The organism is Haloleucobacter ellipsoideus, assembly GCF_052491725.1.
This window is the reverse complement of sequence record NZ_JBQWAR010000013.1, coordinates 1-26,543: the sequence shown is the minus strand read 5'-3', so window position 1 is coordinate 26,543 and position 26,543 is coordinate 1. Positions and strand designations below refer to the sequence as shown.

The 26,543-nt window shown below is 61.9% G+C and carries 29 protein-coding genes and 3 tRNA genes; 20 read left to right on the top strand and 12 right to left on the bottom strand.

What is annotated here, in order from left to right; all coding sequences use genetic code 11:
* Positions 1 to 24: 24 nt before the first annotated feature.
* Together dnaN and ACT6QG_RS02335 are read right to left on the bottom strand one after the other, a co-directional pair.
* A complete protein-coding gene (dnaN, locus tag ACT6QG_RS02340; RefSeq protein ID WP_444975988.1) occupies positions 25 to 627 on the bottom strand; it encodes a DNA polymerase III subunit beta in 603 nt (200 codons plus the stop codon).
* Positions 624 to 989: a hypothetical protein gene (locus tag ACT6QG_RS02335; protein WP_444975987.1), complete on the bottom strand. Its 366-nt coding sequence runs from the start codon at positions 987 to 989 to the stop codon at positions 624 to 626. Before ACT6QG_RS02335 ends, dnaN begins: the two co-directional genes overlap by 4 nt.
* Before the next feature lie 117 nt (positions 990 to 1,106).
* On the opposite strand from ACT6QG_RS02335, the gene ACT6QG_RS02330 reads away from it, so the two are divergent.
* Genes ACT6QG_RS02330 through ACT6QG_RS02315 form a run of 4 tightly spaced genes read left to right on the top strand, consistent with a single transcriptional unit; the run spans position 1,107 to position 4,679 of the window.
* Positions 1,107 to 1,277 (top strand): hypothetical protein, encoded by a 171-nt coding sequence (locus ACT6QG_RS02330; protein ID WP_444975986.1) that lies wholly within the window; start codon positions 1,107 to 1,109, stop codon positions 1,275 to 1,277.
* Entirely contained in the window at positions 1,274 to 2,572 is a 1,299-nt protein-coding gene (locus tag ACT6QG_RS02325; protein ID WP_444975985.1) for a DNA-methyltransferase, read from the top strand. Before ACT6QG_RS02330 ends, ACT6QG_RS02325 begins: the two co-directional genes overlap by 4 nt.
* A complete protein-coding gene (locus ACT6QG_RS02320; RefSeq protein ID WP_444976054.1) occupies positions 2,569 to 3,876 on the top strand; it encodes a hypothetical protein in 1,308 nt (435 codons plus the stop codon). Before ACT6QG_RS02325 ends, ACT6QG_RS02320 begins: the two co-directional genes overlap by 4 nt.
* A gap of 2 nt (positions 3,877 to 3,878) precedes the next feature.
* Positions 3,879 to 4,679 carry a phage antirepressor N-terminal domain-containing protein gene (locus ACT6QG_RS02315; RefSeq protein WP_444975984.1) on the top strand — a complete coding sequence of 267 codons (801 nt, stop codon included), beginning with the start codon at positions 3,879 to 3,881 and terminating at the stop codon, positions 4,677 to 4,679.
* 2 nt (positions 4,680 to 4,681) lie between these two features.
* Here ACT6QG_RS02315 and ACT6QG_RS02310 read toward each other — a convergent pair whose 3' ends face one another.
* Both ACT6QG_RS02310 and ACT6QG_RS02305 read right to left on the bottom strand, forming a co-directional pair.
* Entirely contained in the window at positions 4,682 to 5,095 is a 414-nt protein-coding gene (locus ACT6QG_RS02310) for a type II toxin-antitoxin system HicB family antitoxin (protein WP_444975983.1), read from the bottom strand.
* Between the two features lie 81 nt (positions 5,096 to 5,176).
* A complete protein-coding gene (locus ACT6QG_RS02305; protein ID WP_444975982.1) occupies positions 5,177 to 5,362 on the bottom strand; it encodes a type II toxin-antitoxin system HicA family toxin in 186 nt (61 codons plus the stop codon).
* Between the two features lie 100 nt (positions 5,363 to 5,462).
* Between ACT6QG_RS02305 and ACT6QG_RS02300 the strand changes: the two genes are divergently transcribed.
* The 6 genes from ACT6QG_RS02300 (at position 5,463) to ACT6QG_RS02275 (ending at position 8,413) form a co-directional block, all read left to right on the top strand.
* The gene (locus tag ACT6QG_RS02300) at positions 5,463 to 6,572 is read left to right on the top strand and encodes a DUF7146 domain-containing protein (protein ID WP_444975981.1); all 1,110 of its coding nucleotides are present in this window, start codon (positions 5,463 to 5,465) and stop codon (positions 6,570 to 6,572) included.
* The gene (locus ACT6QG_RS02295) at positions 6,569 to 7,168 is read left to right on the top strand and encodes a hypothetical protein (RefSeq protein ID WP_444975980.1); all 600 of its coding nucleotides are present in this window, start codon (positions 6,569 to 6,571) and stop codon (positions 7,166 to 7,168) included. The genes ACT6QG_RS02300 and ACT6QG_RS02295 overlap by 4 nt, the downstream gene beginning before the upstream one ends.
* A gap of 32 nt (positions 7,169 to 7,200) precedes the next feature.
* Positions 7,201 to 7,458, top strand: a complete 258-nt coding sequence (locus ACT6QG_RS02290) for a hypothetical protein (protein WP_444975979.1) — start codon at positions 7,201 to 7,203, stop codon at positions 7,456 to 7,458.
* Positions 7,455 to 7,766, top strand: coding sequence for a hypothetical protein (locus ACT6QG_RS02285; RefSeq protein WP_444975978.1), 312 nt, complete (start codon positions 7,455 to 7,457; stop codon positions 7,764 to 7,766). The genes ACT6QG_RS02290 and ACT6QG_RS02285 overlap by 4 nt, the downstream gene beginning before the upstream one ends.
* 105 nt (positions 7,767 to 7,871) lie before the next feature.
* A complete protein-coding gene (locus tag ACT6QG_RS02280) occupies positions 7,872 to 8,231 on the top strand; it encodes a hypothetical protein (RefSeq protein WP_444975977.1) in 360 nt (119 codons plus the stop codon).
* A complete protein-coding gene (locus ACT6QG_RS02275; protein WP_444975976.1) occupies positions 8,231 to 8,413 on the top strand; it encodes a hypothetical protein in 183 nt (60 codons plus the stop codon). The genes ACT6QG_RS02280 and ACT6QG_RS02275 overlap by 1 nt, the downstream gene beginning before the upstream one ends.
* A 670-nt stretch (positions 8,414 to 9,083) precedes the next feature.
* Here ACT6QG_RS02275 and ACT6QG_RS02270 read toward each other — a convergent pair.
* The 4 genes from ACT6QG_RS02270 to ACT6QG_RS02255 all read right to left on the bottom strand — a co-directional run bounded on the left by ACT6QG_RS02270 (position 9,084) and on the right by ACT6QG_RS02255 (position 12,337).
* Positions 9,084 to 9,159 (bottom strand) — tRNA-Asn (locus tag ACT6QG_RS02270).
* A gap of 144 nt (positions 9,160 to 9,303) precedes the next feature.
* On the bottom strand, positions 9,304 to 11,088 hold the full coding sequence (locus ACT6QG_RS02265; protein ID WP_444975975.1) for an ABC transporter ATP-binding protein: 1,785 nt from the start codon (positions 11,086 to 11,088) through the stop codon (positions 9,304 to 9,306).
* Between the two features lie 205 nt (positions 11,089 to 11,293).
* Positions 11,294 to 11,367, bottom strand: a tRNA-Cys gene (locus ACT6QG_RS02260).
* A gap of 133 nt (positions 11,368 to 11,500) precedes the next feature.
* Complete coding sequence (locus ACT6QG_RS02255) at positions 11,501 to 12,337, bottom strand: sulfite exporter TauE/SafE family protein (protein WP_444975974.1); 837 nt, start codon at positions 12,335 to 12,337, stop codon at positions 11,501 to 11,503.
* Between the two features lie 200 nt (positions 12,338 to 12,537).
* On the opposite strand from ACT6QG_RS02255, the gene ACT6QG_RS02250 reads away from it, so the two are divergent.
* Positions 12,538 to 13,005, top strand: coding sequence for a MarR family winged helix-turn-helix transcriptional regulator (locus tag ACT6QG_RS02250; protein ID WP_444975973.1), 468 nt, complete (start codon positions 12,538 to 12,540; stop codon positions 13,003 to 13,005).
* A 72-nt stretch (positions 13,006 to 13,077) separates the two neighbouring features.
* Here the strand turns inward: ACT6QG_RS02250 and ACT6QG_RS02245 are convergent, their stop codons facing one another.
* The 4 genes from ACT6QG_RS02245 to aztA form a co-directional block, all read right to left on the bottom strand.
* Positions 13,078 to 14,193 carry a CobW family GTP-binding protein gene (locus ACT6QG_RS02245; RefSeq protein WP_444975972.1) on the bottom strand — a complete coding sequence of 372 codons (1,116 nt, stop codon included), beginning with the start codon at positions 14,191 to 14,193 and terminating at the stop codon, positions 13,078 to 13,080.
* Between the two features lie 106 nt (positions 14,194 to 14,299).
* The gene (locus ACT6QG_RS02240; protein ID WP_444975971.1) at positions 14,300 to 15,322 is read right to left on the bottom strand and encodes a metal ABC transporter substrate-binding protein; all 1,023 of its coding nucleotides are present in this window, start codon (positions 15,320 to 15,322) and stop codon (positions 14,300 to 14,302) included.
* An 11-nt stretch (positions 15,323 to 15,333) separates the two neighbouring features.
* Positions 15,334 to 16,206, bottom strand: coding sequence for a metal ABC transporter permease (locus ACT6QG_RS02235; protein ID WP_444975970.1), 873 nt, complete (start codon positions 16,204 to 16,206; stop codon positions 15,334 to 15,336).
* Positions 16,207 to 16,245: 39 nt separating this feature from the next.
* Positions 16,246 to 16,980 carry a zinc ABC transporter ATP-binding protein AztA gene (gene aztA, locus ACT6QG_RS02230; protein ID WP_444975969.1) on the bottom strand — a complete coding sequence of 245 codons (735 nt, stop codon included), beginning with the start codon at positions 16,978 to 16,980 and terminating at the stop codon, positions 16,246 to 16,248.
* Positions 16,981 to 17,451: 471 nt separating this feature from the next.
* Here aztA and ACT6QG_RS02225 point away from each other — a divergent pair.
* From ACT6QG_RS02225 to cas2e, 9 genes are all read left to right on the top strand, one after another.
* A tRNA-Phe gene (locus ACT6QG_RS02225) sits at positions 17,452 to 17,527 on the top strand.
* Positions 17,528 to 18,065: 538 nt separating this feature from the next.
* Positions 18,066 to 20,600 carry a CRISPR-associated helicase Cas3' gene (cas3, locus tag ACT6QG_RS02220; RefSeq protein ID WP_444975968.1) on the top strand — a complete coding sequence of 845 codons (2,535 nt, stop codon included), beginning with the start codon at positions 18,066 to 18,068 and terminating at the stop codon, positions 20,598 to 20,600.
* 156 nt (positions 20,601 to 20,756) lie between these two features.
* Entirely contained in the window at positions 20,757 to 22,271 is a 1,515-nt protein-coding gene (gene casA / locus ACT6QG_RS02215; RefSeq protein WP_444975967.1) for a type I-E CRISPR-associated protein Cse1/CasA, read from the top strand.
* On the top strand, positions 22,268 to 22,756 hold the full coding sequence (casB, locus tag ACT6QG_RS02210; RefSeq protein ID WP_444975966.1) for a type I-E CRISPR-associated protein Cse2/CasB: 489 nt from the start codon (positions 22,268 to 22,270) through the stop codon (positions 22,754 to 22,756). Before casA ends, casB begins: the two co-directional genes overlap by 4 nt.
* Positions 22,753 to 23,874: a type I-E CRISPR-associated protein Cas7/Cse4/CasC gene (gene cas7e / locus ACT6QG_RS02205; RefSeq protein ID WP_444975965.1), complete on the top strand. Its 1,122-nt coding sequence runs from the start codon at positions 22,753 to 22,755 to the stop codon at positions 23,872 to 23,874. The genes casB and cas7e overlap by 4 nt, the downstream gene beginning before the upstream one ends.
* Entirely contained in the window at positions 23,867 to 24,544 is a 678-nt protein-coding gene (gene cas5e / locus ACT6QG_RS02200) for a type I-E CRISPR-associated protein Cas5/CasD (RefSeq protein ID WP_444975964.1), read from the top strand. The genes cas7e and cas5e overlap by 8 nt, the downstream gene beginning before the upstream one ends.
* Positions 24,541 to 25,212 carry a type I-E CRISPR-associated protein Cas6/Cse3/CasE gene (gene cas6e, locus ACT6QG_RS02195; protein ID WP_444975963.1) on the top strand — a complete coding sequence of 224 codons (672 nt, stop codon included), beginning with the start codon at positions 24,541 to 24,543 and terminating at the stop codon, positions 25,210 to 25,212. Before cas5e ends, cas6e begins: the two co-directional genes overlap by 4 nt.
* Positions 25,209 to 26,162: a type I-E CRISPR-associated endonuclease Cas1e gene (gene cas1e, locus ACT6QG_RS02190; RefSeq protein ID WP_444975962.1), complete on the top strand. Its 954-nt coding sequence runs from the start codon at positions 25,209 to 25,211 to the stop codon at positions 26,160 to 26,162. The genes cas6e and cas1e overlap by 4 nt, the downstream gene beginning before the upstream one ends.
* Positions 26,162 to 26,452, top strand: coding sequence for a type I-E CRISPR-associated endoribonuclease Cas2e (gene cas2e, locus ACT6QG_RS02185; protein WP_444975961.1), 291 nt, complete (start codon positions 26,162 to 26,164; stop codon positions 26,450 to 26,452). The genes cas1e and cas2e overlap by 1 nt, the downstream gene beginning before the upstream one ends.
* The last annotated feature ends 91 nt before the right edge of the window (positions 26,453 to 26,543 follow it).

The window sequence follows — 26,543 nt, the reverse complement described above, 5'->3', positions numbered from 1 at the left end:
GGCCCGCGCGGCTGGGGTGGTGCTTCAGGCGCGTACCGGCAGGCTGGCTGCGCCTTCAGGTATAGTGAGCGCGTGCAGGCCGAGGCGGTGACCATCGGTGGCCACGGCGGTCAGGCGCGAGCCTTTCTCACCTTCTGCGATATGGAAATAGATGCCGTTGAGATAGTAGCGCGTTTCCTCAGTGGAAATGGCGAACGCCACCCGCTCTATCGCGGCCACCATCTGGCTGGCGGGCAGTTCAAAGCTGGCGAGCGGCTCCGCACCTGTGAAGGTGGGGAAATCTGCCGGCGGAATGGTTGGCAGGTGCAGCCGCGTGCGCCCGGCGCGCAGGGCGATGCGAGGATCATCCCCGGTCTGCTCGAGTGTGACCTTCTGCCCGGTGGGCAGTTTTTTGGCGAAGTCGATCAGTGTGCCCGCTGGCAGGGTGGTTTCACCCGGCTGGGCGACTTCTGCCTGCGCGCGCGTGGTGATGGCGGAATCCAGATCCGTGCCGGTGACGAACAGATGATCGCCCTGCGCCCGGATGAGCAGGTTGCCGAGGATGGGAATGGAGTTTCGCTTTTCCACCACGCGCTCGGCACGAGCTAGGGCATGGGTGAGCGCATCCTTTTCGAGGGTGAGTTTCATCGGGAGGCCCCCGCGAAGGCGGCGCGCATATTCCCGGGAGATTTGCCCAGTGCGGCATTCAGCATGGCGCGGAACGATTTCAGGTCCTGCTCTTTCTGGTTTTCATCGCAAAATCGTTTCGTTGCGAGGATGGCGGCCTGTTCATCATTGGCGCTCGCGGTCTGATATTGGCTGAACCACACAGCAAAACGCATCTCATCTGAAAGATTGTCGCGTAGTGCTCGGATGGCTGCTCTTGCCTCACCCCGTGCGGCTTCTTTTCCCTCATCATTTATAAGGTCGAAGTCGCCGCCATATGCTTTGCAGATAGCGCGGGCCACGATCTCAACCGTCGCGCTGCTTGTTTCGGAATACTGAGTCATGGGCTCTCGCTCGCGTTGAAAAGGTGCGCCGTCGGAAGGGCCGGGCTTTCCCGGTCCAGCCGAACCGGCGGCGCTTTCCTGCCCGGTGCGGTCAGGGCTTGCGCCGGGCAGAAACGGGTGGGGCAGACAGGGGCTTGGGATCAGGCCGCCGGCATTTCCGGCTTGCCCTCGAAGGTGGGCAGGCCGGTTACAGAGGCGACCTTGTCGAGGTCGGCTTCCACGCGCTCGGTGACCGTTGCGCGTGATGGGCTGTTTCTCGCGGTTCTGGATGATGAGGGCGGGGCATGACACCTGAGGCACTTCTTTCTGGATGGGTGCGTCTTTGGCTGGGTGATGTGCGCGCCGCACTGGAGGCGATGCCCCCAGATAGTGTTGATTGCGTCGTCACCAGCCCGCCCTATTGGGGGTTGCGCGATTATGGAGTTGAGGGGCAGATCGGGCTTGAGCCGACCCTTTTCGAGCATCTGTCTGTAATGGTCGAGGTGTTCAATCTGGTCCGTCGGGTGCTGAGGCCGACTGGAACCCTCTGGCTCAATTATGGTGATTGCTACGCGACGGCTCCGAATGGCCGTAGTGCGTCAGATGCCAAATCGGCCGGTGGAGATGACCGGACCTTCCGGGACAAGCCGCTCTCCACCATTGGTGGCACCCTGAAGCCAAAGGATCTCTGCATGATCCCGAACCGGCTGGCTATTGCCCTGCAGGATGCCGGCTGGTGGGTGAGGTCAGAAATAATCTGGGGCAAGACCAACCCGATGCCAGACAGTTCTGGCGCATATCGCCCATCCTCCGCACATGAAAAGATTTTCCTGCTGACGAAGTCCGACTCTGCCGATGTGTGGCGGGCAAGGGATACTGGCGAAATCAGTTTTGCCCCCGATCTGTCCGAGAGGTGCCCGCTCATCACCAGCCCGGATCGTGATGGCCCGCGCTGGATGCGTATGGGGGCTTATTATGATGCCGAGGAAGTACGGCAGGGGCATTATTCTGGCGATGCTCACAAGATGCCAGATGGATGGGATACGGGCCCCGGTAGGCATGGCTCAATTCATCGTGCTGGAAGAGAAAAGGGAATAATCCGGGGGCGTGAGGCCTATGGCCGTCACACACACTCGGCAGTGCTGCCGGAAGGCGAGCGGCGGGACAAGCAACGCGGCCATTCCCGCCGTCATCAGGGCTTCAATGAGCGCTGGGATGCGATGGGTCGCGATGAGCAGCGCGCCAATGGCCGGTATCTGCGCAATTACGAGCCTGCACCGCTCAACGTTTGGCGCATGGGCACAAAGCCATTTTCAGGCGCGCATTTCGCAACCTTCCCTCCTGAATTGGCTCTGCGTTGCATTGCTGCAGGTTGCCCGCCCGGAGGTTTGGTGCTCGATCCATTTGGTGGAGCCGGCACCACAGCGCTTGCTGCCCTCCGGTTAGGCCGGCTAGCAGCGCTGATCGAACTTAACCCGGAATATGCTGCCATTGCCCGGGCTCGCCTTGAGGCGGATTGGGCTGGTGCCATCGCGCGTGCGGCCCGGACTGCTGCGCCTTCAGATACGGCGCGTCCTCTGTTTGGCGGGAAGGCGGCGGAATGAAAGAGCTTGTCGTTGACAGCTTCGCCGGCGGCGGTGGCGCGTCTACCGGCATTCGCATGGCGCTGGGGCACGATGCGGATATTGCCATCAATCATGACTCTTCTGCACTGGCGATGCACCGCATCAACCACCCACCCACCCGGCACGTGGTGCCGGGTGGGTGGGTGAATCACGTTTCTCTCTGTGCCCATATAGTGGTCTTTAACCCATTAGATTTGTCCTTTCTGTGTCTCGGATTTACTTGTGTCATTAGAGATTTTGTTGTTTTGAAGTGCTGCTCTGGCTGCGCTAATTGCAATCAATACAGCAGAAGCATTGCTGAAAATAACCCCCCAAAATCCAAGTTCTGCATCTGGGGATATAGTTTTTACATTCATTATATAGGCAATAGATATTACGGAAACAATGATTACAATTGCAAGTGTTGCAGTCATTATATTGAGATATATGGTGGATTTATCTTTTCTATTCATGATATTATCCTGTATTTTTTTGGGGTTTTTGATCTATCGAGCAAGTATCCGCCTGTCGATCCGTCTTTCGCCCACACCCCCTTGACCCGGGCGGCGAACCGCGCCAGATTCCGCTCGATTGTCGCGCCTCAGAAACGCGCCAATCCGGAAAATACGCACAGGCGGTTCGCGGCTCCCCGAAAGGTCCGTTATCCGCATCCAGTCCAGGGTCTCCACGCGCATGTCCAGGGCGCAAGCCTAAAGGCGTGGGGGCACGACCTGTGCCGTGTTTCTGAACCCTGGGCGCGGTGCCGCTTCAGAAACGGTCCGCGCTCGCAACACGAGCACAGGATCGCTGTCATGGCACGGATGACAGGACGCGCCTACGCGCGCGCTTTCGCACGCCTTCCCCAAATTTCTCCCAGTCTGGTTCCCCACTCCGGCACAGGCAAAAGCCGCCGGCGGCTGGATATTGCCACCGCTGCCGAGGTGCTGGACCTGTTCGAGGAACTGGCCGCCTGCTTTGCCCCTGTTGCGGAAACGCCGGAGGGCACCGCCTTTGTGTGCGTGCTGCCTTCGGAGGTGATGGACCGTCTTGCAACGCTTGGTGTGGAACTGTCCGAGCGTGAGGAAGATGCTGGCGAGATGCCGGAGCAGGACCCTGCAGAGGATGGCCTTGCCGATGATGATGCGCTGCATCTGTGGCGGCAGGAAAACCCCCTCTATCCGCTCAATCTGGCGGCGCCACGCCCCAGCCCAAGGGACGCATTGGCGCGCACGGCACTGCTCGATCGCCTGAACCAGATCAGTAATGCCCATTGCATTATTCTCTCTGCCAAGATGGAGGCATGATCATGACCTCACATGCCCTGACCTCTGTGGATTTTCATGGCGACCTGCTGTGGGCTGGAGAGGCCGATGGCGAGGTGTATGTGGCGATCAAGGGGATCTGCCGTCGCCTCGGTCTGGATTGGTCAAGTCAGTCCAAGCGCCTTCATCGTGATGAGGTTCTTTCCGAGGGCATGGTCATCACGACCATACCCTCGGCCAGCGGCCCTCAACAAACGACACTGCTGCGTCTCGACCTGCTGAATGGCTGGCTGTTTGGCATTGATGAGAGCCGGGTGAAGGATGAGGCAACGCGCCAGCGGGTGCTGACCTATAAGCGCGAATGCTACCGGGTTCTGTATCTGCACTTTTTTGGGCAGGCAGCAGCGGCAGAAGATGGCCTGCAGGCCGGTGTGCGCACCCTGATGCCCGGCCACCCGGATTTCTCGCAGGCGGTGCGGCTGGTGCGCGAGGCCCGCCTTGCCCGTGGGCCGGTTGCGGCCATGGCCGTGTGGCGGGCCATTGGCCTGCCGTGGGTGGCTGAGCTGGAGGAAGCCCCCGCCACAGGCCTTGCCGGGCCGGATGATGCCGTGGCCCGCTTCGCACTGGAAGGCATTGAGCGCGTTCAGGGCGTGATGACCCCGGCTGCCATGCTCTGGCCCGCCTTTATGGAGTTCTGCCTTGTTCGCGGGCTGGTGAACCCCGGCAAGGGCAGTTTCCAGACCCGTTTCGGCCGCATGGGCTTTTCCAAGCGGCAGATGAACGGCCGCTCGGTTTTCGTGAATCTGCGCCCGTGTGCGGCGGCAGGGGTGGGAGAGGCGGAATGATTTCAGGCAGCCCCAGCCTCCACCTGTGCCCGGGCGCGCTCCAGCGCGGCGTTGACCAGATAGCCGCTGCGGGTCTGGCCCACGGCCTTGGCCGCACGGTCGATCCGCTCCAGCGCGCGTTCATCCACCGAGATGTTGATGCGCACACTTTTGCCGGGCAGTTCCACCGGCACGGCCACGGCCACGCCGCCTTCAGCCCATTCAGGCTCTGCATCGCGGATCTGCGCGAAGCTGCGCAGGGGGGGCAGGTCTTCCTTGTCTTCCACCATGCCGTCGATGTGGAAAGCGAGCATTTGCGCGCCCTTGCTCACGGCTTCATCAATGCTTTCGCCGGTGGAGATTGCGCCGGGAAAGTCTGGAAAGCTGATGCCGAAAACCCCATTTTCCTCGTGGATGATGCCGACTGCGTAAGCCATCTGTCTGTTCCTTTGTCTGTTGCCGGGTACTGTGGGAAAGAGTGGGAGGGTTGCCCCTCACCACTCCCAGCCTGCCTGCCGTCAGATGGACCGGAGCGTTCCGGTAGGTATCTCTCTGGCACCCATGTCCAGTGTGACCCTGCCTTTTCGTTCCGGGTGGAAGAACTGGAGGTGATCGCCGGGGCCTTTTCTCCCCATCTGCCACCCATCCTCTTCCAGCATCTGGCGTATCTCGCGAGGTTTGCTGCTCTTGCCCTTGCGACCCATGCCCGTGCTCCCCTCTTTCTGTGTGTATTAATACACAATAAGGGGTGCGGGGTCAAGCGTGATTTGTGTATTGATACACATTTTATGAGGGGCGCGTAGCATGACCGCCCCGGATCTCTCCGCATGGGTTGAAGACGCCCGCGCCGTGCGCGTGGAGGAGGTGCTCACGCGCCGTTCCATCAAATTGCGGCGTGCGGGCACCGAACTGGTAGGCCCGTGCCCCGTGTGCGGTGGGCGAGACCGTTTCGGCGTGAACCTGCGCAAAAACCTGTTTCACTGCCGCAAGTCCGGCCGGGGCGGGGATGCCATTGCGCTGGTGGAATATCTGGATGGTGCGGATTTCCTCGCTGCCTGCGAATGGCTGACCGGGCACCCGCCACCGCGCGGGGAGGGTACGCGCGCCAGTGCCGAGGAACTGGCCGCGCGAGAGGCCGAACGACGTGCGCGTGAAGAAAAGCTGCGGCAGGAGGCGGAATCCTACCGGGAGGTCGAGCGGCAGAAGTTGTATCGCCAGTGGAAAGCCCTGCACCCATTGTCCGGGACGGCGGCCGAGGTCTATCTGCGCGACATTCGCGGGCTGGATATCCCGGCCGGGGCACATCTGCGGTTTGCGCGTGATCTGCCCTATTACCACGGCAAGCACATGGTGAATGGCCGCGAGCGGCACCGCGTGCTGCATTCCGGTCCTGCGCTGGTGGCCGCCACCACGCTGGGCGATGGCCGGTTTGCGGGCCTTCACTTCACCTGGATTGACATCAACGCCCCCAAGGGGCGGCCTGTGTTGCTCTGCCCGGAAACCGGCGTGATGCTTCCGCCCAAAAAAGTGCGCGGACAGCAGCAGGGCGCGCGCATTGTGCTGGTGCCGGGCGGGGATGAACCCTGCGGCATGGCCAGCGGGGAGGGGATAGAAAGCACCCTCTCGGTGTGGACCTCTCTGGTGCGACAGGGCCGGGCCGAGGCGGGCTGGCTGTGGGCTGCTGCGGTTTCGCTGGGCAATCTGGCCGGGCCGTCTCTGGCCTCGGTCGCGCATCCCACGCTCAAAAATATCGGGAAGGATGGCAAGCCGCGCCCCCAGCGCGTGCCGGGGCCGGAACCCAAACTGACCGAGCGCGCCTTGCCGGTGCCGGACAGCGTGCGCGAGCTGCTGCTGTTGCGGTGGACTGGCTTGGCCTTATGCCTGCCGCCCTGCGCCCCGGCTGGGCTGGCATGACCCGCTTTGGCGAACTGCTCGCCGTGGTGCAGGAGCCGGACATCGCGAACCGCTATGGTCTCGCTCCAATTGCGGGCCTTGGCGATGCCGAGCCTCACCCCGACGCCATTATGGTTCATGAAGCCGTGGAGGGGCTGGCCGAATGCCACTTCGCACTGCCGGAGGGCTGGGACCCATTGGCCGATATGGGCGGCATTGATGCATTTGGCCGGGAAGGCTGGGCATCGCTGGGGCGGGCACTGGGCCTGCTCGCAACAGAGAATGCCGCGGGTGAACTGGATCTGCGCCGTCCGCCCCAGCGGCTGATCATCCGGCAGGCCATTCTCGGTGGCAGCCCGGTGTGGGAGGCGGAAGCGCCGGAACGGCGCGTGGTGAGCGAATATGGCCGCGCCAAATGGTTTCGCCGCGCGCGGATTGAAGCCGATGGGCTCTCCGGCCCCTCATCCTACGAGGTTGAGGTGGATGGTTTCGATTACAGGCGGCGCCGGCCCTGTGTGGACGCCTACCAGAAATTCGAGCTGGCGACGCCACCATCAAGCGGCTTGCAACGGCGGGACACCGGCAGGCGACTACCGATTCCGACCGCTCCACACTGACGGCCAAAGACCTGTCCAAGGCTGGTGATCAGGTGGTGAAGGGTGCGGAGACGGTGAAGACGGCCTCCATCGTCGCAGGCGGTTCGGCCGCGGTCATCGGCGTGGCTGAAAAAATCGGCGAGGCCACCGGGATGCTTTCCCCGCTCACCAGCCTGCTTTCCGATGTGCCGGGCTGGATCTGGGCATTGCTGGCCGTGGGAGTGGCTGTGGCCCTCTGGAAGACTGGGGCCAAAGTCGAGCGCACCCGGCTGAAGGCTGTGCGGCTCGGGGAAGATGCGGGGCCTGCATGAGTGATCTTCTCAACTGGTGGCCCTCGCTCATCGTCCTGATCGGCGGGGCCTTGGCTGTTTTCATCACCCTGCGGTTCGGCCTGCGGGCCGGGCTGCTCACCGGGGCAACGGTAGCCGCCCTGTTTATCGACCAGCGCGCACGACAGCAGGGCGCACAATCCCAGAAAGCAAAGGACAAGGCCAATGCCGAAAAGAGGGCGCAGGCGCGCGAGCGTATCCATGAGGACGTGGCGCGGGCTGATGATGACGATCTGCGTCGGCGCGCTGCTCGCTGGGTGCGCGACAATGGGGACGGTACCGGAAGCTGAATGTCGGGGGCGCTATCCCATTCTGCTCAATGAGCGGGTGATTGATGCCATGGACCGCGACCAGCTCGCGCGGGTGGTCGCACACAATGAGGCGCTGGAGCGCGAATGCGGGGCCAGGCCCCCGAGGGGGCGGTGATGACAACAGAGGTACAGGCGGCAGCGCGGGCGTCAGAGGATCCAATCGTTATCACGCGGCGGGAGCTGGTTTCTCTCGTCGAGGATGCGGCGGAGGAGGCTGGCCTGCGAGCGGCGCGGCGTGCCCTTCAGGAGGTGGGGCTTTCCATCTCTGATGAAACCCGGCGCGAGGAAATGCGCGCGGACCTGACGCACCTGCGCAAGTGGCGGCGGGCGTTTGACCGCGCGGCGGTGACGGTGGGCACCGCCCTGCTTATCGTTGTGGTGGGTGGACTGGGCAGCGTGCTCTGGCTGGGGTTCAAACTGCACATTCTGAAGGAGCCGCCATAGTGCCGGACTTTCCAGACAAAGCGGAAAGCGGGCCACGGACCCGCGTCATGATCGTGGTGGAGGATGGCGGGGTTTTCCTCGCCATCACCCGGCCGCGTGCCCCGGTGGAACGGGTGGCGCTGACCATGCGCGATCTGCTCCGGCTGGTGGGGGAGGCGGCGCGGGGCTTGTCCGGGCGATAGGGCAGGCGCTGGCCGGTTCGTGCCCATGCCGCAATCCAGCGGCATGGGTGTTTCGATGGCGGATTTTACAGGCGGGCCTTCGCGGCCTCGTACATGTCATCATAGGCGATGCCATCAACCCAGATGTCATTCATGATGTCCGCATCAGGGGCAGGTGGAGGGGGGGGGTGGGCGGGACGGCGTGATGTGGTACTGCGCCTAGTACTGCGTGTGTCTATCGAGTATATATAAGCATGTGTAATATATTGGAAAATTAATCCGTGGTGTCCAGTCCATCATCGGCGCGACGGAGAACCTGAAGTCTGTACCTATCGATGACATAAGCTCTGCCGGCCTTCCCTTGCTCTTGAAACTGCGCTCCATCATCCGCCCCCGCAGCCATGGTTGTGATGCAGGGGCGTTTGCCGGCCAATGTGGGCAGCCGATGGAGCTGGCTCAACTGCGCAGAGGCAATATGCCTTTGGCCTGAAGTCCGTCAATCTCACACGCCCAGCCTAGGAAGGGCCGGATGTGAGGTCTTTCCCCGCGGAGGCAAAAAGCAGGGCGGGATGGCGATTGAGGATCAAGGCGATCAGGGCGGATGTGGTTCTGGGCGAAATCAACCCGGCATCCTGGAAGGTTGGTGTGCCTTCCAGATCCATCAGGGTGAGTATGTGAGCCAGAAAAGAAGTGGCTCCCCGAGCAGGGCTCGAACCTGCGACAATTCGATTAACAGTCGAATGCTCTACCAACTGAGCTATCGGGGAACAGGTCTGTGCGACCGAGGCCGTTCGTATAGCAAGCACTTTTCCGGTTGTGAAGTCTTGCCGCGAAAATTTCTAAAAGTAATCCACAGGGGCTGTCAGGGCGGCGGGAGAGGCTTGGATTCAAACCCCTCCCGCCACCGGGTTTCAGGCGGCGTTTTCACGCTCGTGGGCGAACTGGACATTGTAGAAGCCGTAATAGCGGCCCTTCTGCTCCAGCAGCTCCTCGTGGCGGCCACTCTCCACCACAATGCCATTCTCCACCACGCAGATCTTGTCGGCGCGCACCACGGTTTGCAGGCGGTGTGCGATGACGATGGTGGTACGGGATTCCTGAAGCTCTTGCAGGGCCTTCTGCACGGCCGCTTCCGACTCGCTGTCGAGCGCGGCGGTGGCCTCGTCGAGCAGCAGAATCGGCGCATTCTTCAGGAAGGCGCGGGCGATGGCGATTCTCTGGCGCTGGCCGCCGGAAAGCTGTGCACCATGCTCGCCAACATGCGTGTCATAGCCATCGGTGAAGCTCATGATGAAGTCATGGGCATGGGCCGCCTTCGCCGCCGCGATGATCTCTTCCTCGCTCGCGCCTTCGCGACCAAAGCCGATATTCTCGCGGATGGAGCCGGAGAACAGGAATACATCCTGGCTCACCAGCGCCACGGAATCACGGACCGAGGTGCGCGTGACAGTGGCCGTATCGACATCATCAAACAGAACGCTGCCCTTCTGCGGGTCATAGAAGCGTTCGATCAGATTGATGATGGTGCTCTTGCCGCCACCGGAAAGACCAACCAGAGCGGTCGTCTGCCCGGGCTCCGCCACAAGGTTCAGGCCCTTCAGAACCGGCTCCTTGGCGCGATAGCCGAACACGACATCGCGCAGTTCCACGCGTCCGCGCGGGCGGGGAAGGGCCGGGGTATCCGGCGGATCGACTTCGGGGGTCTTGGCGTCCAGCAGCTCGAACAGCATGCGCGTGCCCATAAGATGGGTCACCAGCTCCACATTGAAGCGCGAGAGGCGCTTGGCCGGCTCATAGGCCAGCAGCAGGGCGGTCAGAACCGAGAAGAACTGGCCGGGAGAGCGGCCCAACTCCACAACATTATAGCCGGCATAGAGAATCACGCCGCCAATGGCCAGGCCGCCGAGGCTTTCCATCAGCGGGCTGGATTTGGCCTGGGTGCGGATGAGGCGGTTGGTGAAATGCTCCACCTCATCGATGAAGGCATAGCTGCGCGTGCGCATCTGCGGTTCAAGCGAATAGGCCTTCACCGTGCGGATGCCCTGGAACACCTCGATCACGATCGAGGAAAGCTTGACGCCAGCCGTGAAGCCGGAGGTGAACATCTGCTTGGCGCGCTTGATGAGCTTGCGGGTGCCGATAACCGCCGCAGGCATCACCACAAGGGCGATGACGGCCAGGAACGGGTCCTGCACGATGGCGACTGTCGCCAGCATGATCAGCGTCATCAGGTCGCGCCCGATGGATGAGATCAGCAGGTCCAGCGCCCCGCGCGCACCGCTTGCGCCATTGTTGAAGCGCATGATGAGTTCGGCAGTGTGCATCTTGGCGAAATAGCCGACATCCTGAAACAGCAGCTTGTTCAGGGCGCGCTTCTGGTTGTCGGCCACGATGCGGTTGCCGACCCGCGCCATGGAAATGTTCTGCCCATAGGCCGCGACACCCTTGATGATGGACAGGGCCATGACCGCGCCCGCCACACCCCAGACAGAGGCATAGGTCGGATTCACGAAGATGGCATTCACCGCATCATTCATGAGATAGGCCATGCCAGCCGTGCAGGCCGCCATGGCGCCCATGAAGGCAAAGGCGATGGCGTAGCCCTTCCAGTGGCGTTTGCCATCCGACAGCAGGAGGCGCCGTAACAGATGTACGGTTTCCTGTTCACTGATCTTCTTTTGAGCGTGATCGTTCATACCGGTCTCCGGCGGTGCACGCTGGCGCATGCCGCTTTGGTGCGTTGTTGAAACGCCATGGAGTGCGGCAAGTCAATCTCTGACAGTCAAAACGGCCCGCCGGAAAGGTATGAACAGCGGGCTGGCGTGTCAGGATTACAAGGAGCGGAAGCGCTATCTGCTGGTCACTCAGACCTTTCGGGAGGAAATCAGCAGATTCTGAAAATGGAGGCCACGCCCGGAATTGAACCGGGGTACGCGGATTTGCAGTCCGCTGCGTCACCACTCCGCCACGTGGCCTCAACAGAGGGCGTACTTAAAGCAGGATAACGCTTTGTGCAAGGGCATGCCGCGTCATCCACATGTCATTTGCATGGCAGCTTTGCACCCGGCGCCTCCGCCGGAAGGTGCCGGGTGCATATTCTTGTGATGATCAGCCCGCGAGCAGGCCATAAACGAAGCGCGATGCGATGAGCAGCAGGAACACGCCAAACATGATTTCGAGGTGACGCCGGCTGAGGCGATGGGAGAAGCGCGCGCCATAGGGAGCCACCAGTGCGCTGATGGGCGCCATCATCACGAAACCGATGACAGACACATAGCCGAGCGAGAGGGGCGGCAGTTCCGCCAGATGCGGCCATCCGGCAATGGCATAGCCGATGACGCCGGGAATGGGAATGAAGATGCCAATGCCGGCCGAGGTGGCCACAGCCGCATGAATCGGCACGCCATAAAGCAGCAGGAAGTTGGTGGAGATGCCGCCGCCCGAAATGCCGACCATGGATGAGGCAAGGCCGATGACAAGGCCGTAGAACCACATCAGCCCCCGTCCGGGCAGGGTCTCGGCAATACGGATGTCATTGCGCCCCAGCAGGCTTTTCAGCCCCAGCGCGCCAATCACCACCACGAACACCACCTGAAGCACCCAGCCCGCCACAAGACCTGCAATGGCACTGCCGATGATGATGCCGGTGATGGCGGGCACGCGCCACTGCTTCAGCACATCCGGCAGCACCGCGCCCTTTGCCTTGTGCGCCCGGTAGGAGCGTATGGAGGTGGGGATGATGATGGCCAGGGATGTGCCGATACACAATTGCATGCGGACGGATTCATCCACGCCCATCATGCCGAATACCTCATAGAGAATGGGCACGATGACGCCACCGCCCCCCACCCCCAGCATGCCCGCAATCAGGCCCGTGAGAATCCCGCCAAGGAGCAGGGCGCCCAGGAGAAAGGCAATATCGTTCCAGACAATGGCGGAGAGCATGTGGGCCTCTGGCAGGGGAGTGAGACGCATAAAGACAAGAACTGATAGACTGAATATGACACTTGTCCAGTCACCCAGGGGAAGCTGGGCCATCTAACGAAGGCATGAGTGCCATGCCTGTTTCAAGTCATTCCAGTAGTAAGCCATGTATTGAGCGCATGCCTTGAAATGAACAGGATTTCCCTTAACTTGCGCCCGCAATGACTGAGTTGATCAAGGATCTCACCAAACACGACGATGCGCTCTGGATGTTAATCATGCGTGTTGCCCGACACTGGCGGCGTGCGATTGATCAGGAGTTGTCCGGGTCTGGACTGTCTTTGGCTCTGGGCTGGCCCCTTCTTGTGCTTTCCAGCGAGGAGCGGGAGATGCGTATGTCTGTCGTCGCGGCCGCGCTTGGCATTGAGGGGCCTTCACTGGTCCGCACCATGGACGCTCTCGTCCGTGATGGATTGGTCAGCCGCAGGGCTGATCCGGATGACAAACGCGCACGTCTTGTGAAGCTGACAGCTTTGGGCAGAAGCAAGGTTCCCCATTTGCTCGACGCCATATCCGCCATGCAGAAAAGCCTTGTGAGGGATATTCCCGCAGAAGAGCGCAGGGCCATGGTGCGTGGGCTGGAGAGAGTGGACCGGCTTCAGGTCGGTTTGGCTGCAACGGGCGATTGAGCCCCCTATCAACGCGAAAGCCGGGCCCATGGCCCGGCTTTCGTTTGTTGCATCAGGCGGATCTGTGCCTGATCAGGCCACGCAGGACATGAAGCCCTGTTCCAGCGCTTTCTGGTCGAGATGACGGCCAATGAAGACGATGCGGCTGATGCGTGCTTCATCCTCCTTCCAGGGGCGCTGATGGTCGCCATCCAGAATCATGTGCACGCCCTGAAACACGAAGCGCTCGTCATCATCCTTGAAGGAGAGGATGCCCTTCGAGCGCAGGATGTTCTGTCCTTCGGTGGCAACCAGATTCTGCACCCAGGGGAAGAACTTGTCGGGTGAAAGCGGCTTCTCCGTGGAGAAGGAGAAGGACTGCATCTCATGATCATGCACCGCCTTCAGGCCGTGATGATGCCCCTCATGACCGTGATCGTGGCCATGGTTGTGCTCATGGTGATGGTCATGTCCGCAGCCGCAATCCGGGCCATGTTCATGGTGGTGATCATGCTCATGGTCGTGGCTGTGGCTGTGCTCATGCTCGTCGTCCGCCTCCATGAAGGCGGGTTCCAGCTTCATGATGCGGTCGAGATCGAACGCCCCCTGATTCAGCACCTTGTCGATGTCGATTTCAGAACGCTGTGTCCGGTAGAGGCGGGCATAGGGATTGATGCCGCGAATGCGGGCCTCGACCTCCTCCAGCTCCGGCGGGGTGACGAGATCCGTCTTGTTCAGCAGGATGACATCGGCGAAGGCCACCTGGTTCTTGGCTTCCGGTGCATCCTTGAGGCGGTCGGAGAGCCATTTGGCATCGGCAACCGTCACCACCGCATCCAGCTTGGTCTTGGCCTGAACGTCCTCATCCACGAAGAAGGTCTGGGCGACAGGGGCGGGGTCTGCAAGGCCGGTGGTCTCGACGATGATGCCGTCAAAATCATTCTTGCGGCGCAGCAGGCCATCAATGATGCGGATGAGGTCGCCGCGCACCGTGCAGCACACGCAACCATTGTTCATCTCGAACACTTCCTCATCGGCGCCGACGACCAGATCATTGTCGATGCCGATTTCGCCGAATTCGTTCACGATGACCGCGAACTTTTTCCCGTGCGGCTGGGAGAGAATGCGATTGAGCAGCGTCGTCTTGCCCGCACCGAGATAACCGGTCAGCACGGTAACGGGGATCTTCCGGGACTGTGTGTCAGCCATGAGTCTCACCTGATCTGATCCTCCCCGGTTTCAGGCCGGGGCGGGACGCTGATGGGTGGGCAGGAAAAAGCCGGACCTGCCCGTTTAAGCCCGCCGGAGTGCGTCCTCACTGCGACAGGGCATTGGAGAGAGCATTCGCATTGAAGCGGATCATCTCGATGTAAGTGCTCGCGGGGCCTTTGTCATCGGAGAGGGCGTCAGAATAAAGCGCGCCCCCCACCTTCGCGCCGGTTTCCTTGGCGATACGCTCCATGAGGCGGGGATCGCTCACATTCTCGATGAAAATGGCCGGGATTTTCTCCGCCTTGATCTGGCGGATGATGCGCGCCACATCCTTGGCGGAAGCCTCGCTCTCCGTGGAGACGCCATCAGGAGAGATGAAGGTGACGCCATAGGCATCCGCGAAATAGCCGAAGGCGTCATGCGAGGTGATGATGCGGCGGCGTTCGGCGGGCAGCTTTTCGATGGACTGCCGCACTTCGGCGTCCAGCGCATCGAGCTTGGCGGTGTAGGCGGCGGCATTGGCGGTGTAGCTGTCCTTCCCTTCCGGGTCGGCGGCAATCAGCGCATCGCGGATATTGTTCACATAGATCCGTGCATTGCCGACAGACTGCCAGGCATGCGGGTCCTGATCTCCATGGTGATGGTGGCCGTGGGATTCATGCCCGTGATCATCATGTGCATCATGCCCGTGGCCGTCCTTGCCGTGGTCATGGTCATGATCGTGGTCGTGGTCGTTTTCATGGCCCTTGTGGTCATGGTCATCCTCATCCGCCTTGCGCGGGGTGATGCCATTGGTGGCGACAATGATGGGCGCTTTGGTGCCGGAGGCCTTTGCCAGACGATCCACCCAGCCCTCAAAGCCCAGACCGTTCACGAAAATGATTTTCGCATGGGTCAGCTTTTTCGCATCGGCCGGAGTGGGCTGATAGACATGGGAATCGGCATTCGGGCCCACAATGGTGGCCACATCCACCCGCTCCCCCCCAACCTGCTTCACAAAATCCCCCAGAATGGAAAAGCTGGCGACGACGGGCAGCTTGCCATCATCCGCAAGGGCGGGGCGCATGAAACCGGGCGCAACAAAGGCTGCCAGCGTTGCAGCCAGCATAAAGCGTCTTGAAAACATGTTGTTTCCCTTCAGGCTTCCAGATGGCGGCGCGGGAGAAGGCGTGAGAGCACGCCGCCCGCCGGGCCGAAGATGACGGCAAGCCCATAGGCAATGCCGGCCACCAGAACGATGGATGGGCCAGATGGCGTGCCCATGTGATAGGAGAGCAGCAGCCCCGCAGCCCCGCTGCAAAAGGCGATGACGGTCGACAGCGCCACGAGCGCGGTCAGATCCCGCACGAAGAAACGGCTGGTCGCAGCGGGCAACATCATCAGGCCCACCGCCAGCAGCGTTCCCAGTGCGTGAAACCCGCCCACAAGGTTGAGCACCACCAGCGCCAGAAAAGCGATGTGGCATGGCCCGCCGGCGCGGCTCACCGAGGCGAGGAAGACAGGGTCGACACAATCCATCACCAGCGGCCGCCAGATCAGCGCCAGGGTGAAAAGGGTGAGCGTGGTGATGCCGGCGATCAGCAGCAGCGTGGCATCATCAATGCCCAGCACCGTGCCGAACAGCACATGCAGCAGATCCACATTCGAGCCGCGCAGGGAGACGATGAGCACGCCCAGCGCCAGAGAGATGAGATAAAAGGCCGCCATGGAGGCGTCTTCCTTCAGCTCTGTCGCCCGCGCCACCACGCCGGCGCCCACGGCAACCAGCAGGCCGGCAATGAGTCCGCCAAGGCTCATGGCATAAAGGTTGAGCCCTGCGAACAGAAAGCCGATGGCCGCACCCGGCAGAATCGCATGGGACATGGCATCCCCCGTCAGCGACATGCGCCGCAGCATCAGGAGCACCCCAAGCGGCCCCGCGCCAAGAGACAGCGCGAACACGCCGATGAGCGCGCGGCGCATGAACTCGAATTCGGCAAAGGGGGCAACAAGGGCGTCGTAAAGGGTCATGCACTCTGTTCCGGGGCAGTGCCGTTCGGGTCAGCGGATTCAGGCGGCGCAGGAGGGGGCATCATCGCGCCAGGCCTCGCTGTTGAGGCGCGCCTTGAGAAGGTTCTCCTCACACAGGGCATGGCTCGTATCGCCCCATGCGACGGCGGAGCGGGCCATCAGCAATGTCTTGGGAAACACGCTGCGCACCATGTCGAAGTCATGCAGTACGGCCACAACGGTACGCCCCTGCGCATGCCAGTGCTGGACTAGGGCGATCAGATCCGCGGTGGTGCGCGTATCTAGTGCGCTGAAGGGCTCATCCAGCAGAATGAGCTGGGCATCCTGCACGAGCAGACGGGCGAAAAGGGTGCGCTGCATCTGCCCGCCGGAGAGGGTGCCGATGGGGCGCGTTTCAAAACCCTGAAGGCCAACGGTGGCGATGGCCTGCTCGATGCGCTGCCTGTCAGCCTTGCCGATTCCACCAAACAGCCCGGCCCGCCGCCACAGGCCCATCGACACCAGATCATAGACATGGATGGGGAAGGAGCGGTCAATCTCCGCGCTCTGGGGCAGATAGGCGATGTCGTGCGTGGAAAGGCCGTGACGATCCACCTTGCCGCCGAGCGGGCGAAGGCTTCCGCAGATGCCCTTCAGCAGGGTGGATTTGCCGGCGCCATTCGGCCCGCATATGGCAAGCAGGTCGCCTGTCTGTATCTCGCCACTCAGATGATGGACGGCCGGATGGCGTTCATAGCCCAGGGTGAGGTCATGAAAGGAGAGGCATGCCGGCATGATCACCCCATCACCAGAAAAACGGCGATCCACAGGGGCAGCAGCAGAACTGCTGCTATCACCAGCCGGGCCGCAGCCGAAAGGCGCAATATGGATGGGCCAATGTGAACTGCCCGACCGGGAGAGGCTGGCGCGTGGTGATGTTCCGCATGTGAAGGCTGCCCGGCAAAAGGCGTTTCCTTTGCAGGGTGGCTGTGTGGAGCGACAGACAGTTGGGCAGCTTGCGTCGGCATCTGAAATCCATCTTTGTCATTCTTGATACAGTGTATCGCCCGTAAAGTCCATATGAACGCCGCAGGGCCTTCTGGCCGGATAGCGCATGAAGTGGTGCAGGAGGGCGGGTGGGGCCGTCCTTCAGGCTGTTGCGTCAGGCTTGTCCACAGGCGGAGCTGATGTGTGACAGGACTATGGACAGGCGGCTCAATCCTCTCTATACACGCCACCACTCCGGGGCCAATGCAGCCCCGAGATGCCCGGGTAGCTCAGTTGGTAGAGCATGCGACTGAAAATCGCAGTGTCGGCGGTTCGACTCCGTCCCCGGGCACCATGAACTTTCCAACATGTTTTTCTGACAGTGACTTAGGGTTGGGTTTGCCAATTCTGGCTATCGCCCCAACTGGCAAGAACAATGTCCGCGCTCTGATGCTTTCTGATGTCAGCTTGAGCCCGCATTTTCTGGCTGGTCTCGTGTCGTGATCGAGTGACTTTCGGGGCTTGTGACTGTGGCCGGTAACCGCCATGGTCTTGCGATCAGTGAAGCCTCATTCAGCCGCATGTGCTGAAAATACATCCCTGAACCATGCGCAGAACGTTCTTTCAGCCGCGCTGCCAAGCACCGGTCGCGATGCGTGGTGCCGAGGCAAATGGCGCCCCTGTTCGGAGTTTCCGCCAGGCCGCCTGGAATCCTTGCATCATCTCGTTGATCAGTGGCTGAGTGTGACCGGCTTGAGCTTTTGGTCTCGTGCTGGATGGGAGCTATAAGCAGAAATGCAGACACTCCTGAAAGCTCTGGCGAAAAAGAATATGCTGTAGCCGCAGAAATGCGTCCGGGATGACAGGGCCTCAACAGGGCGGGAGATGGGCAGGTGCGTGCAGGCATTCTTACAGATTGGCCGGGCAAGTCAGATGCGCATGGCAGCCGCCATCCAGCCCTGTGGCATATGCTTGATGTGGCGGCCGTGGCATTGGAGCTTTGGCCGCATGGCCCGTTGAGGGACCAGCCGGAGCCTGTGCGCAATGCACTGCTGTTCCTGATTGCCCTGCATGATCTTGGCAAGGTATCCCGCACTTTCAGGCAGCAGATCGAGGCTCGTCGTGTTCCCCCGGACAACGGGCGGCATTGGCAGCTCACCTATCGCCATCTTCGGGACCAGGATGCGCTTCTGGCGCAGCTGTGCGGAGGAAGCCAGGCCGTTCGCAAGGCGTTGTATGGTGCGGTTGCGGGCCACCATGGTGACCCTGTTGGTGTGCTGGAGGCGCAGGCCCTGCGACGGCAGGGGGCATGTATCGGGGCCGACGCACAGGCCGCTGCCATCTGGGTTATCGAGACGCTTGCGGCGCACTTCGCCCCCCTGTCGCTTGATGGGCTGACGGAAGATGCGGCGCTTAGGCTCTCCTGGCTGCTGTCGGGCCTGACTGTTGAGGCGGACTGGATCGGCTCCAATACGGCCTGGTTTCCCTTCTCTCCCTCTATCGATGATCTTGCGGATTACTGGAGCATTGCGCGCAAGCAGGCGGCCAGTGCCGTGCAGCAGGCGGGATTGAGCCTCGCCCGCCCCGCTATACTGCATGCGGAAGAGCTGGCAGGCGGCGTCCTGCGGCCGATGCAGCAGATGGTGGCTGATATTGCCTTGCCGCAAGGGCCGATGCTGGCACTCATAGAGGATGCGACAGGGGCTGGAAAAACCGAAGCCGCGCTGATTCTGGCCAGCCGCATGATGCAGGCCGGAAAGGGACGGGGAATCTATTTTGCCCTGCCATCCATGGCCAGTTCCGAAGCCATGTTCATACGGATGCGGGCACAGATGTCCCGCCTGTTCGAGGGCCGGCCCTCTCTGGCTCTGGCGCATGGACGGCGTGGCCTGAGTGATGCCTTTGCTGAAGTGCGCGGCAACTGGAACCGCTCCGGTGAGGAGATCTTCGCCGAAGATGCCTGCGCACCATGGCTGGCGGATGATCGTCGCCTCTCATTGCTGGCGGAAATTGGCGTTGGCACGATTGATCAGGCGCTGATGTCCATATTGCCGACACGCTTTCACACATTGCGGCAGGCTGCCCTTGCCGGGCAGGTGCTGATTGTGGATGAGGCGCATGATTACGATCCCTATATGGAGAGGGAGCTGCGTGCGCTTCTGGAGTTTCATGGAGCTTTCGGCGGCTCTGCCATTTTGATGACTGCAACCCTGCCGCAATCCATGCGTGCCGGTTACGTTGCCGCGTGGCAGGAAGGCCGGAGGCGTGCAGGCGCGCCCTGTGCGATGGATGTGACGCTGCCTTCAGCCTATCCGGCCCTCACCCTGCTGGGGCAGACGGGGGAGGCGCGGGCTGTCGACCCAGTGCCGCAAACGTGCCGCCGGATCGAGATCGTGCGGCTGGGCCAGATCGAGGCCGCCGTTCAGCTGCTGGCAGAAGGGGTGCAGGCGGGCGCTGCCTGTGTGTGGGTGCGCAATGCCGTGGATGATGCCCATGCCGCGGTCGAGGCCCTGCATTCTGCCGGCATTCCCGCTCAATTGCTGCACGCCCGTTTCGCCATGACTGATCGACAGCGCATCGAGCAGCAGATGATGGCCCGTTTCGGGACGAACGGGCAGGGGCGGGCAGGGCCGGTGCTGGTGGCCACGCAGGTGGTGCAGGCTTCTCTTGATCTCGACTTCGATCTCATGGTCTCCGATCTGGCCCCGATGGGAGACCTGATCCAGCGCGCCGGCCGTCTCTGGCGGCATGCCGACCGGAGCAGGCCGGTGCCGGGACCGCGCCTGCATCTGCTGACACCCGACCCGGATATGGTGACGAGTGCGCGCTGGGTCTTTGATCTCCAGCCTTCCGGGGGCTGGATCTATCCTTCGGATGTGCTCTGGCGCACGGCCCGCGCGCTTCTGCGTGAGGCGGCCATTCTTGCTCCCGAAAACCTGCGCGCACTCATTGCAGAGGTTTATGAGGGGCATCTGCCCGTGCCGGAGGTTCTGGAGCGGGCCGAGCTTGAACATATCGGGAAGGAGCAGGCACAGGTGAGCCAGGCCCGGTTCAATGTTCTCAATGTTGCGGAGGGCTACGGGCAGTCTTCCCAATCTTTCGATGATCGCAGGTTCCCGACCCGGTTGGGGGAGGAGCAGGTTGTGCTGGTGCTGATGCGGCATGTCGATGGCCAGCTCGGCTTTTGGGCCCAGGCAGATACAGATTTCCGCGCCGCGGCGCTCTCCGAAGTCCAGATGTCACGTCGCCTTTATGAGCGTACCGGTCTTGAAGCTGCTCAGACCCAGCCGGATATCGCCCGATTGCGGGCTTCATGGCAGGACTGGGAGCGGGAGGTGCGCAAGATCGCGGTGGTGGAGGAGGACGGCACCATTGTCGAGGGGCTGCGTTATGAAGCGGATCGCGGCCTCGTCATGGCGAGCGCCTGATTGTGCGGAATGCTCTTAAAAGTTGTGTATAGGGTGATGTGGTGCGCACAGCCTCAGGTTTCTCTGATCTAATCCATATGTGAATCGTCAGCCGGAGCAGGGCATCCTCGGTGGCATGCCTGAAGACGGCAGGGCATATGTGACGGGAGGGGCTGCGTGGGGTTGAACCTCATTCTTGATCCGTGGATACCCGTGCGGTACGGCGACCGCCCGGCCGTCATCCGGCCCGATCAGATTGCTGAAGCCGGCCTTACCGCGCTTGACTGGCCGCGGCCGGATTTCAATCTGGCCTGTCTGGAACTGCTGATCGGTCTGGTCTATCTCGCCATGCCTCCGGAATCGGACAGCGCATGGCAGGCCCGGAAGCCGGACCCGGAAGCGCTGCGCGCAGCCCTTGCCCCGCTCGCCCCCGCTTTTGAACTGCTGGGAGAGGGGCCGCGTTTTCTGCAGGACAAGGCCCGCCTTGAGGGCAACCCTTCCCCGCCGGACATGCTCTTCATCGATTCTGCTGGTGAGAGTACGTCCAGCAAGAATGCGGATCTGATGGTCAAGCGGAAGCGTTATCCGGCGCTGGATCTGCCGCTGGCAGCCATGGCCCTGTATACGCTTCAGGCATTTGCGCCTTCTGGTGGGGCCGGTAATCGCACATCCATGCGGGGCGGGGGGCCTCTGGTCACGCTGGCCAAGCCTTCTGTTCCGGGGGAGGCTCCGCTCTGGTCACTGATCTGGGCGAATGTACCGCGGGGGCGTCCGCTCACAGACCTGACCGCTCTCCCATGGATGCGTGCGACGCAGACCTCTGAAGCCGGGCAGCTTGTGCACCAGCCGGAGGGAGATTTCCCTCCTGCTGAAGTGTTTTTCGGCATGCCGCGCCGCCTGCGTCTGGTGGCGGAAGAGGGGCGGGTGACGGGGGTTATCCAGCGGCCCTATGGTACCAATTACGGCCTCTGGCAGCATCCGCTCACCCCTTATTATGCCATGAAGGCGGGGGCGGATCGCTTGCCTGTGCATCCAAAGCCCGGTCCGCAGAGCTATCGCCACTGGCTGGGCATTTCACTGGCCGCCGAGAGTTCGGGCAAAGAGACTTTGCGCTGGCGTGCCTCCACTCTGGAAAACCATATCCGCCGCTCCGATGATGTGTTCGCAACGGTCATTGCTGCTGGCTGGGCCATGTCTAACATGAGCCCGCAGGATTTCCTGTGGTCGGAGCAGCCGCTTTTTCCGTTTGGGCCGGAAGCGCCGGAGGCGGGGCAGGCCGCAGATCTGGTGGCGGCGGCGGATGTGGCCGCGCGGGCCTTGATGAAGGCCGCGACCACGGCACTGGGCTTGTCCGGCAGTGAGGGCACGCCCATTGAGCCTCTGCGGGAGCGTTTCTTTCTGGAAACGGAGAGTGCCTTTCGGGATGCCCTGCGCGCCATCATGGAAGGGCAGGATCAAGACAGCATCGCACGCAAATGGTTGGTCCTGCTGCGCCATCAGGCTCTCGCGCAGTTCGATGCCCTGGCGCGCCCTGTCGACTATGACGCGATTGATCCTGACACGACCCCATTCAGTCGCCGCCCGACCATGAAAACGCTGGTGCAGGCCCGTCAAACCCTGCTGCGCACCTTTTTTGGCCCTGTCATCCACGATCTGCTCGGGCTGGAACGCCCGGTGAAGGAGAAGCCATGAGCGCACTGGAGGTGGGCAAGATCGCCTTTGCCTGGTGGAGGGAAGCTCTGGGGGATACAGGGCCGGGGCGTGCCGCGCGGGCGCAGTTGCGCCGTGCCTCTTCTGCATCCGAGATCATCAGTATCGCCGCAACGCATGACCTGAACGCTTCTCTTGGCGGGGTGCTGACATCGCGGGCAGAAACGCTGGCCCTGATCGCTTCCGCATTGGCCAATATCCGCGAAACCAGTGCCCAAACGGCAGCCGAGCAGATGGAGGGGACTATTTCCCCGCTGCGCTTCCAGAGACTGGTTCGGATCGAGAGGCCGGGCGAGCTGATCCTTCCGCTGCGCCGTGCCCTCATCCAGATCGAGGGCAGGGCACATGTCGGCAAACTGGCGGCAGACCTGTTCTACTGGTCGGATCAGGTCCGCAATCAATGGTGCTTTTCCTATTATGGCGCGGGTTTCCCTGTGCCAGAGACAGCCGGAGAAACTGAAGCATGAGCCGGTTCCTGCAACTGCATTATCTGACGATCTATCCGCCTTCCAATCCCAACCGTGATGATCAGGGCCGTCCGAAAACCGCACGCTTTGGCGGCGTGGACCGGCTGCGCATTTCCAGCCAGTCCCTGAAGCGGGCCGTGCGGACATCCGAGCTTCTGGAAACCCGCCTTGCCGGGCATATGGGTGCACGCACCCAGCGCATTGGTGAGGTGGTGGCCGCGCGCTTGCGGGAACTGAAGGCGGAAGAGCCGCGCCTGAGCGAGATTTCCCGCGCCATTGCCGATGCGTTTGGCAAGATGAAGCCTGCGCCCTCCCTGCTGACCGAGCAACTGGCCTTCATTTCGCCGGCAGAGCGGGCGCGTGCCTTGGAACTGGCCGAAGCCATGCTGGCAGATCCGGAACTGTATCGCGCCAAGGCCGGGGCGGGCAAGAAGGGTGGCAAGAAGGCCGAGAAGGCGGGAGAAGATAATGGCGCTTATGCCATTCCCGTTCAGGATCTTCTGCGCACGGCCGATGGCGCCGTGGATGTCGCCATGTTCGGCCGGATGCTGGCGGATGACCCTGACTTCAACCGTGAGGCTGCGGTGCAGGTCGCGCACGCCATCACCACCCATCGCGCGCTGGTGGAGGATGATTTCTACACGGCTGTCGATGATCTGAAGACAGCCGCAGAAGATGCCGGGGCGGGTTTTGTGGGTGATGCCGGCTTTGGCTCAGGCGTTTTCTATCTTTATGCCTGTGTGGACTGCGACCTGCTGGAGAAAAACCTTGCAGGAGACAGCGCACTTGCGGTTGCAGGTGTCGAGGCGCTGGTCGAGGCGCTGGCGACCACATCACCTTCCGGCAAGCAGAACAGCTTCGCGCATCGCCCGCGCGCCGGTTATGTGCGGGCAGAGTTCGGGCATCAGCAACCCCGCAGTCTGGCCTGTGCCTTTTTCCGTCCTGTGGCAGGGGGAGATCTGCTGACGGCATCCATCTCCGCGCTGGAGGCAGAGGCCGCTGCGCTTGACCGTGCCTATGGCCAGAACTGGGAGAGTGCGGCCATGAATGTGCCGGCCGGTGCCGGTACGCTGGCGGATGTCCTGGCCTTTGTGCGCCGGACACTTGCCGATGGCTGAATTCGTCGTGTTCACCCTTGCCGGTGCCATGGGAGCCTTTGGCGACCTTGCCGGCCATGAGCGGCGCGGCTCCCTGCTGTGGCCCGCGCGCTCTGCCATATTGGGGCTGATGGGGGCAGCTCTGGGGGTGGAGCGCGATGATGGCCCCGGCCAGCAGGCGCTTGGCGTGTGGAAAGTGGCGGTGGGCACCATGATGACAGGTGCCATGCTGCGGGACTTTCACACAACGCAGACTGTGCCTACCGCCCGCATTCGCAGGCCCAATTCCCGCCGCGCGGCCCTTGCCGCCCTCGCACCCGGTGACAATCCGGTGCTGACACAGCGCGATTATGTTACCGATTGCGCCTTTGCTGTTGCGGTGTGGGGTGGCGCGCGCGAGCCCTTGGTCGCTGCATTGGAGAAACCGCATTTCGTGCTCTATCTGGGGCGCAAGTCCTGTCCGCTGACGATGCCTGTGGCGCCGCGCCTGATTGATGCTGAAACGCCGGCGCTTGCACTGGCTGCAGCAGCGCGTCCGCATTGGGCGCAGCACGCCGCCATTGGCTCTGTTGCCAGCGATGTCTTTGATGGCATGGGCGGAATGGAAAGCCTGCGCTGGGATGATCCGGTAGATCGTTCGGTGTGGGGCTTCCGTTCCCGGCGGGTCATCCATACCGGAGGGCCGGGATGACGCTTTTCTTTTCTCGTCTCACACTGAACCGCTCAGCCGGGAATGCGGCCCTGAAAGCTGTGCTGGACCCGGCCCATGCGGATGAGGCCATGGATGCCCATCATCGCCTGATGTGGGTGCTTTTTGGCGATGGGCCGGACAGGCGCCGCGATTTTCTCTGGCGCGCCGAGGGGCAGGGCCGTTTCTATGTGCTCTCTGCCCGTGAGCCCGTGCCGCATGATCTTTTCGAACCGCCCGAGGTCAAACCCTTTGCTCCGGTGCTGGCGAGTGGAGATCGGCTGGAGTTCATGCTGCGGGCGAATGCAACGCGCCAGCGCAAGGGCATTGGCAGGGTCGATGTGGTGATGGATGCGCTGCATGCCCTGCCTGCGGGTGAGCGGGCCGCCGCGCGGATGGATCTGGCACAGCGCGAAGGTTCTGCCTGGCTGGAGAGGCAGGGCACTAAGGCCGGTTTTGAACCCCTTGCGGTGTGTGCGGAAGATTATGGCGTACGCGCACTGCCGGGGCAATCCGGTGGGCGACGTGGGCAGCGCCAGTTTGGCATTCTGGAACTTTCCGGGGTGCTGGAGGTGAAAGAGCCTGCCCTCTTTCTTGACCATCTCGCGCAAGGGTTCGGGCGCGCCCGTGCATTTGGCTGCGGCCTCATGCTCATCCGGCGCGCCAGATGAGCAGCGCCGGCGGTTCCGGGCTGCCGGGGCTTGCTCCGCCAAAGCCTATCCCGCTGAAGGACAGGGCCTCCATGGTCTTTGTCGAGCGGGCGCAACTGGATGTGGCGGATGGGGCATTTGTTGCTGTCAATGCCGATGGAACACGCACGCAGATTCCTGTTGGCGGTCTGGCCTGCATTCTGCTGGAGCCGGGTGCCAGAATAAGTCATGCCGCTGTGGCTCTGGCGGCGAGAGTTGGCACCTTGATCACATGGGTCGGCGAAGCCGGGGTCCGCCTGTATTCGGCCGGTCAGCCGGGTGGTGCGCGGGCTGACAGATTGCTCTGGCAAGCCTCCATCGCACTGGACCCCGACGCACGATTACGCGTTGTGCGCAAGATGTACGCCATGCGGTTTGGTGAGGATGCGCCTTCGCGCCGCTCCATCAACCAGCTGCGGGGCATTGAAGGTGCGCGGGTTCGCGAGAGCTATGCCCTGCTGGCGCAGAGCCATGGTGTGAACTGGAACAGACGACGCTATGATCGGGCAGACTGGGAGGCTGGCGATGTGCCCAATCGCTGCCTTTCCGCAGCCACGGCCTGCTTGCATGGATTGACAGAGGCCGCAGTTCTCGCCGCAGGCTATGCGCCGGCCATCGGTTTTCTGCACACCGGAAAGCCTCTCTCCTTCGTCTATGATATTGCAGACCTTTTCAAGCTGGAAACCGTTGTGCCGGAGGCTTTTCGCATTGCCGGGAAGGCGCAGAAAGGGCAACTGGACATGGTGCCGGACAGGGCTGTGCGCCTGGCATGCCGGGATTCTTTCCGGCGCTCGGGTCTGCTTGGCCGCATTATTCCGGCTATTGAGGAGGTTCTGGCGGCAGGAGAGCTGGCCCGGCCTGAACCCGCCCCTGAAGCTTTGCCACCAGCTTTTTCTGATGACCCTTCCACGGGCGATCCAGGGCATCGCTGATGATGGTTGTTGTGGTGAACAATGCCCCGATGCGGCTGAGAGGACGCCTTGCAGCCTGGCTGGTGGAATTGCGGGCCGGAGTTTATGTGGGCGATTACTCGGCTCGCACGCGCGAGATGATCTGGGAACAGGTTCTGACCGGGATTACCGAGGGCGATGCCGTCATGGTCTGGAAAGCTCCAACCGATCAGGGGTATGAGTTTCTAACAGCCGGCCGCAATCGACGTATGCCGGTTGATTTTGACGGGCTGAAACTGGTCAGTTTCTTCCCGCCAGCCCAAGGTGATTGACCTCCTGAAAATCGGTGCGCTGTTTGAAAAGTAAAATACTGATATGGATCAGTCATATACAAGAAGTCTGTTCCCCGCGCATGCGGGGATG